A 9844-nucleotide genomic window follows, 5' to 3' on the forward strand; every position below is an offset into this window, starting at 1 on the left:
TATCGCATGCCGGGTCTGAAAAAAACAGCTGAAATGGCGGCCCAGCTGATTAATGAAGGTCAGCTACAAGCAGCTGCATACTGACCTTCAAGTTTTAACAGATTTTATTGTTGTGCATCCAGAAAGGCTTGCATGTGTTCTAGCACCTGTGCCGGCTTTTCACCATGCAGCCAATGACCTGCACCTTCAATGAGTTCAACATGGGCATGCGTAAATTGACGTTCAATCACAGCGAACTGTTCTGGTTTGGAAATATAAAATGAGTTACCACCTCTTAAGAAAAGTGCTGGTATATCAACTGGTGTCAGATCTTCCCAATATAGAATATCCTGATAATGCTTATATAGCGTCTGCACATTAAACAGCCATTGTCCTTTATTAAAGGATTTTAGCAGGAACTGAATCACCATTTCTTCTTGCAGAGATTCACGCATGATTTTTGTCGCATCCAAGCGTGAACTCACATTGGCACGCGCTACAGCAAATAAAGCTTCAAAAATTTTTGCATGATGATTTTCATGATATTGAATTGGAGTTATATCAAGAACTACAAGCTGCTCTACCCGATCACGTGCAATATCGGCCAGCTTCATGGCAACTTTTCCGCCCATAGAATGCCCCACCACAACAAATTTTGTGATGTTGAGACTATCCAGGGTTTCAAGTATATCTTCTGACATGAGATGGTAATCATGTTGATCCGTATGTCCCGATAAACCGTGATTGCGTAAATCTAACTGAATGACTGTACGTTGACTTGCAAAATGTCGCGCCAGCATTCCTAAATTACTCAAGCTGCCGAATAAACCATGAATGAAGACCATTGGTACAAGTATTGAGTCATCATGAGTGGTGATTTGGTAGTTGAGGATCATTTGAGAATTCCGTGATTTCATAGTTTAGTTGTTGATATTGGAATTTTATTGGAAATTAATCAATTGCCAATTCTTAAAATTATAAACTTTGCTTAGGCTATTTATTAGATATAAAGTTTTGCTTAGGCTATTTGTCAAATGTATTTTTAAAGTGTGCTGAAGTTGCTGTTTGAAGCCTCAAGCTTTGGATAAATCATCAGGAAATAGGCTTAATAAATTAAGCTGAATGAGTACGAGCTATAAATGGATATGATTGAAGGCTAATTTTGGAAATATAGTCTTAATTTTTCAGTAAGACATCAATGGATTTAAAACTATCTCTTCCCTTTTATGATTATATTTACCAGATAAAATTGCTTAGGCTATTTTTTTTAATGATAAAGATTGAGAAGGTTAAGGCGATCTCTTCCACCGATTTTTAATATTTAATAATTTTAACTAATAATTCATTTTTATTGGTATTTCCCCCGGGAAAATTCGCATTAATCTTATTTTTATGTAGTTTTAATAAATTAAATATCAGAAAATTAACCTAAATCAAAGGCTTTGATTTATCTTCTTTAGCGGATTGCTCTGCCCTGCTCTTACAAAAAACACCTGTAGTCATGCCAGAGTTATTCATGCTCTGGTTTTGACGATCCAGATAATTTTGCGCCACCATCGCCATCATGGAAGCCATATTCAACTGACTATTTTCCTGAGAAGCTTTCAAAATATTCTGATAAGCCTGAATGCGATCACATAATACCTGACGTTCAGTGCTGATGTTTGGTCTGTCTAACGCTGTATGCGGTTCATCCAGAATGGCTTTGCTTTCATTGACCACACGCGTTTGCTCAGCAATATACTGATCAAATTGCTCCTGGGTCATCGTCTCGGCTACGGCGTAATTCGTGATGAGTACACCGTTGAGTCCCAGCAAGATAGCAAAAGCTAAGCGGTTCATTCCTGACCTTCTTTCCATACATCTTCATAATCATCAGCATCAATCATGAAACGAAAGCCTTGATCCAGGGCCAGATAAGGAAGAACTTCTGGGGCAATATCCTGTAATTCACGTACAGTCATAATTTCAAAGTCAGCATCGCTGGATACTTGTTCACCACCATAGATATACCAGCTCACTTTTGTTGCTGTATCTACTGCCTTGCGAATACCAACAATGGGGTCCTGATTCAGGGTATGGACTGCCACGGCAATAACGTCATCCCCACTCACCTCTACATAGGCAGAACCGACTTCTTCGCATAACAATTTCTGTTCAGCGATTAGCTCTTGAAGCGGTGAAAGTTTCTGGGTGTTCTTTGACATGGCGCCATTTCTCTTAGATTTAATGCGCTCTAAGTGTAGCTTAGTTTTTATGATTCTGAATATGCTTTTATCGCCTATTGCATGGCATCTGCCTATAAGAATTTAGACAGATGCCGGTTTTTTCAAATTATTGGAATACTTTGAAACGGTCTTGATCCGGCATAAAGTCTTTGGCACGTGCTTCACCTTCAACTGAACCAAACACTAGCTGTGCTCTCAGTTTCCAGTTTGCTGGAACGTCCCATTCTGCATGAACTTTTTCATCTACGATCGGGTTGTAATGCTGTAGAGATGCACCCAAGCCTTCAGTATGCAGTGCTGTCCAGGTCGCAAATTGCGCGATCGCAGTAGAATGTTCTGCCCAGATCGGGAAGTTATCTGCATAAGATGGGAACTGATCTTGTAGGCCTTTCACGACATCTAGGTCTTCAAAAAATAAAACCGTACCTAAGCCTGCCGCAAAGGTTCCCATTTTCGCTGCGGTTTTTGCAGCACTTTCTTCATCTTTGGCATAACTTTTTAATTTTTCTGCGACAAAGCCCCAGAATTTCTCATGTTCACCATTAAACAGAATCACGGCACGGGAAGATTGTGAGTTAAATGATGAGGGACTTTGTTTAATAGTGTTTTGAATCAAATCAGTTAAAAATTCAGGAGATTGTGTGACATTCTTGCCAATCGCGTAGATCGTACGGCGTTTTGTAATTAAATCTAAAAACTGATTCGACATTATTGAAAATCCTTTGATATATCTTCGGAAAAACTGGAACCTTCACTTATTTTTATGAAGGAAATCTAATAAATAAGAATTCTATAATTCATCTACTCATTAGTACTTATAGCTTAAGAAAATATGCTTAGAATAGCTATATTATTAAAGTAATATCCTTATATATTCTCATGATAAAGAATGGCTTATTAATTTATTTTTTATCAAAAGATAAAATAAATGCCCTTTTATGAACCAATTTCTGTTTTAAAATAAGTCATCATGTTCAATGATGCAGCAGAATTTTTTTGAATGAAAAATAGAAAGAGTTGCTTAGGCTATTTGTGAGAATTGAACTCATCAAATAGTTTTTTGGAACCTATTAAAATTCATCCTCCAAATATGGAGGATGATATTAAATTAATCAGTTTAAATTTACTTAGAATTTGGCATTAAGGACTTGAGCAGAGACTTTATTTTTCCAAAGTTCACGTAATACTGGCAGATAAAACTTCTCGCCCAGATCAACCAGTTCAGCATCAATCAGACCATGGATATCATGCATAAATAGATAATCCAGCTCTACAGTCGTGAGCTTCATATGCTTTTTTTGATATTCCTTACGCTTCTGCTGTGCCTGTTTAACGAGCTGATCTGCAAAGGCTTTATCTTTGAACTGGGTAATCGCATTTAAACGCAGTTCAATAATCCCCCAACCAGCTAAAAACATCTGGAAAATTTCAAAATCATTGGTCGTTGATTCCCATGACATTTCATCCAGATTTTCATTATCGGGAAGTACAGGTAAAAGAAGTTCCATAATACTTGGAAAAATCTTTTTAAAATTCAGAATAAATTTAACAGGATGCTCACCTGGATAATCCTTGAATTGCACCTTTCTTTGAACATCTGTTAAATAAATATCAAGCATAAAACAATCATCAGTGGTTAATCTCATCTAGTGCTATTGTACGCAACTCTGCCTGAGATAAAAACCATTGCTGACTATTCCATGATAAAACAGGCTTAAAGATTAAAAATAAAAGCGTTACAAGCTTTATTTCGCATTCGCTGAAACCATTTTCTCAGGACGGACGACTTCATCAAACTGTTCAGCTGTGACTAAACCAAGTTCTACCGCAACCTGTTTTAGAGTTTTACCTTCTTTATAAGCAGTCTTGGCAACTTTGGCTGCATTCTCATAACCAATCACTGGGTTCAATGCAGTAACCAGCATTAATGAATCATGCAAGAAATGCTCAATCTTGTCACGGTTCGGCTCAATACCGACAGCGCAGTGATCATTGAAACTATTACAGGCATCACCGAGCAGCTGAATGGATTGCAACAAGTTATACGCGATTACAGGCATAAATACATTCAGCTCAAAATTACCCGATGCACCTGCCACATTAATGGTGGTGTCATTTCCAAGCACTTGCGCCACAACCATGGTCATCGCTTCGCTTTGAGTCGGATTGACCTTACCCGGCATGATGCTTGAGCCGGGTTCATTTTCAGGAATACGAAGTTCACCAAAGCCGCAACGTGGCCCACTGGCCAACCAGCGAATGTCATTAGCGATTTTATTCAGACTCGCCGCTAAAGTTTTTAATGCACCGGAAGCAAAGACTGCCGCATCACGACCTGCCAAAGCTTCAAATTTGTTTGGTGCAGTAACGAATGGCAGTCCAGTCAGTTTTGCCAGAGTTTGCGCTGCTTTTACTGCATAGTCAGGATGGGCATTCAAGCCTGTACCTACTGCTGTCCCCCCTAAAGGCAATTCATATAAACCATGCAGTGCCTGTTCCAGACGCAATAAACCGTGATCTAGCTGAGACACATAACCACTAAATTCCTGACCCAGTGTCAACGGCGTAGCATCCTGTAAGTGAGTACGGCCAATTTTAACGATGTCTGAGAATTCCTGAGATTTGGCATGCAAGGTATCACGCAATTTTTTTACTGCTGGAATCAGTAATTCATTAATTTGCAGACTTGCAGCAACATGAATTGCTGTTGGGAAAGAGTCATTCGTTGATTGAGCACGATTAACATGATCATTCGGATGAACCGGTTTTTGAGAACCTAAAGGATTTCCCAGATTCTGGTTAGCGATATTGGCAATCACTTCATTACAGTTCATATTGCTCTGCGTACCAGAACCTGTCTGCCACACCACTAACGGAAATTGACTATCCCATTGCCCTGCAATCACTTCTTCTGCTGCTGAAACAATATAACCTGAAAGTTCATGCGGAATCTGATTTAATTCGGCATTCGTCAAGGCTGCCGCCTTTTTAACCAGACCCATGGCACGAATCATAGGCCGTGGCAGACGTTCATTACCAATTTTAAAGTTCTGCAAACTACGCTGAGTTTGTGCTCCCCACAGTGCTTCACTGGGTACAGCAACTTCGCCCATGGTGTCATGTTCAATACGTGTTTGCATATTTAACCTCTTTATAAAGTTTTAGTATTTCCTTGTTCCATCTTAGGCAAAATAGAACAGCATGTAAATGATAATTATTATCAATAATTGGGATAGCGTTAATCGGTATTATTGCCCACGTAACGTGTTCTGATAAAAACGCCACTCGTCTTCAAGCATTTGCCGAATCGAACGCTGAGGCTGCCAGTTTAAAGTCTTCCTGGCCTTTTCCGCCTTAGAGCCAACCTGATCTAGTTCCGGATTAGTGTAATATAGCGCCTCTTCCGTCTTGATATTGATTTGCGTCACTTCACCAATTTCATCGAGCAATTTCTGAATCGAAATCAATTCGCCCGCTATATCAAAGGCTTCACAGGCAAAACTTTGTGTACTGAGCCATTGCAGACTCTTAATGACTGCATCACAACAATCTAATACATGCAAAAAACTGCGTTCTACAGTTTTATCTTCAGTATTGGCCTGTTTTCGCAGTTCAATACTTTCCCGCTGTAAGGCCCCAACCTGCATGGCCAAAGGCACGATATTTTTTGGTAGCGGCGGTACCACTTCACCCAGTACCCCATGTTCAAAGGCACCCGAAATATTGCATAGTCTGAGGATCGCAATTTTCCATTCATTATCAGTACGTGCAGTATCACGGATAATTTCTTCTACCATCTGTTGAGACTTGATATAAGGGTTTGGATAACTGAAATTAAATGGTGTTTCTTCAGTCAGATCAGGACTGGATTGCCCATAAACAGCAAGGCTGGACAAATGCACAAGATTACGAACACCCGTCCGTTGCATGGCACGTAAGAGACTCATAATACAACTGACATTATCATTGTAATATTCCAGCGGTTTTAGTACCGATTCTTCTAATGATTTAAAGCTTGCAGTATGTACTACGGCATCAATGGAATTCTGTTCAAAGACCTTGTTTAAAGCAGGCGTATTGCGGATATCAATTTTGACAAAAGGCACATACATGCCGGAAATGAATTCAAGACGTTCTAGCGTCTGCAGGCTGGCATTGGCCAGATTATCGACCACAATGACCTGTTGCCCTTGTGCGAGCAGACTTAAAGCAATATGAGAGCCTATAAAGCCTAAACCACCGGTCACTAAAATCATTGTATACTACCTTTTTATTATGTAGCCCAGATCAACTGCTTAGGTTGATCAAGCCTGTAGTGAATTTCATGAGCACCTTAATTCTTATTACCTCCGCCCCGACGTCGATACATGCCTGGCATGCCTTGGGACTTGCCAAAGCATTTCAGCAAAAACAGGAAGACTTTCGGGTTTTCTTTTACCAGGACGGTGTGTCTGTTGCCAATGCTCTGCAATGGGTACCGGATGACCAGCGTCATCTGACCCGTGAGTGGCAGTCCTTGCAAATACGTCTGCCCGTGTGTGTAAGTGCGGCGTTAGCACGTGGTATTACAGATCAGGAGAATGCTCAACGTCACAATATTCAACAGCATAATCTTGCAGATCAGTTTGAATTGGTCGGATTGGGCGAACTCGCTGATGCTGTTCAGTCTGCACATCGTCTGCTTCAATTCTAATCGGTCTATTTTTTGGGATATGTTGCTTTTAAAAGGTATATTGTGTGAAATCTGTACTCGTTATATTAACTCAATCGAATCTGAATTCCTTGCAGGTTCATGAAAGTCTTTCTGCGACCATGGTACTTGCGACCTTTGGTTCAGACGTGAAAGTCTTATTACAAGGTGCAGCTTTAAGCCTATTACGTTCAGATCTGCAATTTGAACAGCTTAAACATGCGTTTAAGATTGCTTCCAACATGGTCGACAGTTTTGAGTTTTATGATCTGACTCCAATTCTGGTAGAAAGTAAAAATCAAAACTCGCCTTTTATACAAAATACAGAGCAAGAAATTGAATTTGTCGAATTAAACCCAGCCTTTATGCAAGGCTTTGACCATGTATTGTACTGGTAAGGTTGCCCACCATGTCTGATAAAACTCTTTATATGATTCAAGCCAGCCATGCGGCTACAGCACAGATTATCGAACAGTTGTCCCAACTCTATAGCGAAAATGATCAGGTAATTCTGATGGGCGATGCAGTCTTGTCAGTTGAGCATCCATTTATTCAGCAGCTGAAAGAGGTTTATATTCTGGAAAATGAGGCTGAATTATTGTCTCAACCAGAAGTAAAAAATTTGAAAATTATTAACTATGCCGAATTTGCAGAACTATGCCTGGGCTTTAGTCGCTGTATTTCTATGAAGTAACACATACGGATCTATCATGAATTTAGAGTTAGACCAAGATGGTCATTTAGTTGACTATACCATCTGGAATGAAGACGTCGCACAGGTGCTTGCCGAGAGCTTAGAGTTAAAACTGACCCCTTGGCATTTTGAAGTCTTACAGGCTGTACGTCAGTTTTATCAACAGTTTGGTCATTCTCCAGCGACACGTCCTCTCATCAAATTCCTGATGAAAACTGTAGGGCCTGAAATCAACAATGCTGTACTTCAGGAAAAATTTAATACAGGCTTGGTAGCACGCCACCTTAGCCGTTTGGCAGGCATTCCTAAACCGGCAAATTGCCTTTAAGCAGATATATAATCACTACTCATGCAAGTTTAAAAACGATACAGTCTACTTAACTTGCATGAGATGGTTTTTATACCCTGTAGCTGCGAGTATAAAGTTTGCAATCATGCAGACCTTCATCTCTCAGCTTAATTCTGAAGACCACATTAATACATCAAACTGATATTATTCGCCTCTAGATCATACCGTGCTTAAACTCATCTCATCAGAAATTATATCTGTTTCATAATAAGAATAACGCGTCTTCAGTTTTGCCGATGCTCGTGTCAGTTCATGTTGGTATTCAGGCAAGAATGTCTGTAGCAAATTAATATTGGCAAGTGCCTCCTCCTGTTTAAGCGCCTTATTTTCCAATAATGTTTGTTGCCTGTTTAGAAATATTCTCAGCTGCAAATATTCAGGCTTATGTCCATCCTGCATTGCAAATAGCATACTGGCAAAATCTGAAACAAACTGAGCGCGCTGTTGGTTCAAAGGCTGAGATTGATTCCGCACCACTCCCTGACGCTGTACAGCCTGATTCAAACTTTCTGCCTGACGGTCTAGAAACGGCGTATGGGTATTCATCCCATAAAATGCTAAACTGCTGGTGCGGTTCAATCCCAATTCTTCCCGATGGATTTCATTATGGACCTGATAACCAATCAACCATAAGATTAAAAATAGAGCCACAGTACTAAGCAGGTAAACGCCTTTTTCATTCATATGCCACCTCCCGGTTAAAACCGTGCAGAAGTGATTCCCCAAGTGACAAAAATAGACAAACAGCGTTAAGCCAAATAACGATCTTCATGAGCAATGCTCCAATTTATTTTTCTTTTAATTTCTTATTGTTGTAAGCAACTCATGGTTACCTTTGCATTAAAACAATATACAAATGCAAAAAAAATGTGTAGCGCTTTCCGACCAAAAGAAAACCCGAATTTTGCTCTCCGGGTTTAATTAAAATACTAATTAATGTCTTTTTAATACATTAAATTATTCATCAACTATATCAATAAAAGGTGCATTTAAAACCTTGGCTAAATCTGCTGGGTTTAGACCAATGTCCAAACCACGCTTGCCACCACTGACATAAATTTTATTCAGCCTTTCTGCTGATACATCAATCACAGTTTTCAGGCGTTTCTTTTGCCCTACCGGGCTGATTCCACCCACCAGATATCCGGTTAATCGTTCTGCCTGTTTAGGATCTGCCATCTGCAATTTTTTACAACCGAATGTAGCAGCTACTTTTTTAAGATTAAGCTGATGATGAACAGGTAATACTGCCACAAAATATTGCTTTTCATCCGTGACTAATAGCGTTTTAAAAACCTCTTCAACAGCTAGGCCCAGTTTCTCTGCTGCTTCTAAACCAAAGCTTTTAGCATTGGCATCATGTTCATATTCGTGAATGCTATATTCGATTTTACTGGCTTTTAAAAGTTTGCAAGCTGGAGTCATGATATTGACGATTTTGTTTTAGATAGCTGCATTATATAAAATTCGTACCTTTCGCGAACATGTCTAGACTATTTATAAACCATATTATTCGATAAAGTTTCTACGAAAAGCCTCATTGTAAGAGGGTGAGTGTCGTTGAGTTGCCCCCTACGACCATTCATCGACTTAGTAGATGACCTTTTGCCAATTTAAATGCTTTATTTTTTGGCTGAATATTCAGCATTGAATACAATTCAATGAACATTTCAGTCAATCTCACTATTTTGCGATACAGGAATTAAAAATAGGGCGAATCAGTAAGTTTAACTCACTACCTGATTCCACTGTTAAGCTCAGGAGTTGCCTCTTTTTCTATGCATACTCACAACTCTAAGGGACCTTAAAATAATAGCTAACTGATAGATTTTTTAATTTAAAATAAATTAAATTCAATAACTTATTTAATAAAATCTCATATAATTAGAATTATTATATAAAAA

The 9844-nt window shown here is 39.2% G+C and carries 13 protein-coding genes; 4 read left to right on the top strand and 9 right to left on the bottom strand.

Going from position 1 to position 9844, the window contains the following annotated elements:
- Window positions 1–104 precede the first annotated feature (104 nt).
- The 7 genes from B4033_RS13220 to B4033_RS13250 all read right to left on the bottom strand — a co-directional run bounded on the left by B4033_RS13220 (window position 105) and on the right by B4033_RS13250 (window position 6463).
- Entirely contained in the window at window positions 105–875 is a 771-nt protein-coding gene (locus B4033_RS13220) for an alpha/beta fold hydrolase (protein ID WP_286834603.1), read from the bottom strand.
- Between the two features lie 532 nt (window positions 876–1407).
- Window positions 1408–1821: a hypothetical protein gene (locus B4033_RS13225; RefSeq protein ID WP_048882788.1), complete on the bottom strand. Its 414-nt coding sequence runs from the start codon at window positions 1819–1821 to the stop codon at window positions 1408–1410.
- Window positions 1818–2186 carry an immunity protein Imm33 domain-containing protein gene (locus tag B4033_RS13230; protein WP_076753490.1) on the bottom strand — a complete coding sequence of 123 codons (369 nt, stop codon included), beginning with the start codon at window positions 2184–2186 and terminating at the stop codon, window positions 1818–1820. The genes B4033_RS13225 and B4033_RS13230 overlap by 4 nt, the downstream gene beginning before the upstream one ends.
- A gap of 127 nt (window positions 2187–2313) precedes the next feature.
- Window positions 2314–2916 (bottom strand): nitroreductase family protein, encoded by a 603-nt coding sequence (locus B4033_RS13235; protein ID WP_286834606.1) that lies wholly within the window; start codon window positions 2914–2916, stop codon window positions 2314–2316.
- A gap of 418 nt (window positions 2917–3334) precedes the next feature.
- On the bottom strand, window positions 3335–3826 hold the full coding sequence (locus tag B4033_RS13240; protein WP_286834608.1) for a hypothetical protein: 492 nt from the start codon (window positions 3824–3826) through the stop codon (window positions 3335–3337).
- Between the two features lie 126 nt (window positions 3827–3952).
- On the bottom strand, window positions 3953–5347 hold the full coding sequence (gene fumC / locus B4033_RS13245; RefSeq protein WP_286834609.1) for a class II fumarate hydratase: 1395 nt from the start codon (window positions 5345–5347) through the stop codon (window positions 3953–3955).
- Between the two features lie 108 nt (window positions 5348–5455).
- A complete protein-coding gene (locus B4033_RS13250) occupies window positions 5456–6463 on the bottom strand; it encodes an SDR family NAD(P)-dependent oxidoreductase (RefSeq protein WP_004809228.1) in 1008 nt (335 codons plus the stop codon).
- A gap of 68 nt (window positions 6464–6531) precedes the next feature.
- On the opposite strand from B4033_RS13250, the gene tusD reads away from it, so the two are divergent.
- The 4 genes from tusD to B4033_RS13270 are packed head-to-tail and all read left to right on the top strand — an operon-like array spanning window position 6532 to window position 7919.
- Window positions 6532–6900, top strand: coding sequence for a sulfurtransferase complex subunit TusD (tusD, locus tag B4033_RS13255; RefSeq protein WP_286834612.1), 369 nt, complete (start codon window positions 6532–6534; stop codon window positions 6898–6900).
- A 44-nt stretch (window positions 6901–6944) separates the two neighbouring features.
- Window positions 6945–7295, top strand: coding sequence for a hypothetical protein (locus B4033_RS13260; protein WP_008304787.1), 351 nt, complete (start codon window positions 6945–6947; stop codon window positions 7293–7295).
- Between the two features lie 11 nt (window positions 7296–7306).
- Window positions 7307–7591 carry a DsrH/TusB family sulfur metabolism protein gene (locus tag B4033_RS13265; protein WP_273797648.1) on the top strand — a complete coding sequence of 95 codons (285 nt, stop codon included), beginning with the start codon at window positions 7307–7309 and terminating at the stop codon, window positions 7589–7591.
- Between the two features lie 16 nt (window positions 7592–7607).
- Complete coding sequence (locus tag B4033_RS13270; protein ID WP_108675964.1) at window positions 7608–7919, top strand: TusE/DsrC/DsvC family sulfur relay protein; 312 nt, start codon at window positions 7608–7610, stop codon at window positions 7917–7919.
- Between the two features lie 180 nt (window positions 7920–8099).
- Here B4033_RS13270 and B4033_RS13275 read toward each other — a convergent pair whose 3' ends face one another.
- Window positions 8100–8624, bottom strand: a complete 525-nt coding sequence (locus B4033_RS13275) for a hypothetical protein (RefSeq protein WP_286834616.1) — start codon at window positions 8622–8624, stop codon at window positions 8100–8102.
- A 273-nt stretch (window positions 8625–8897) separates the two neighbouring features.
- Window positions 8898–9365 (bottom strand): Cys-tRNA(Pro) deacylase, encoded by a 468-nt coding sequence (gene ybaK / locus B4033_RS13280; RefSeq protein ID WP_262478361.1) that lies wholly within the window; start codon window positions 9363–9365, stop codon window positions 8898–8900.
- Window positions 9366–9844 lie beyond the last annotated feature (479 nt).

Origin of the sequence: Acinetobacter sp. UBA3132 (assembly GCF_002364825.1) — a bacterium.
GTDB lineage: Bacteria > Pseudomonadota > Gammaproteobacteria > Pseudomonadales > Moraxellaceae > Acinetobacter > Acinetobacter schindleri.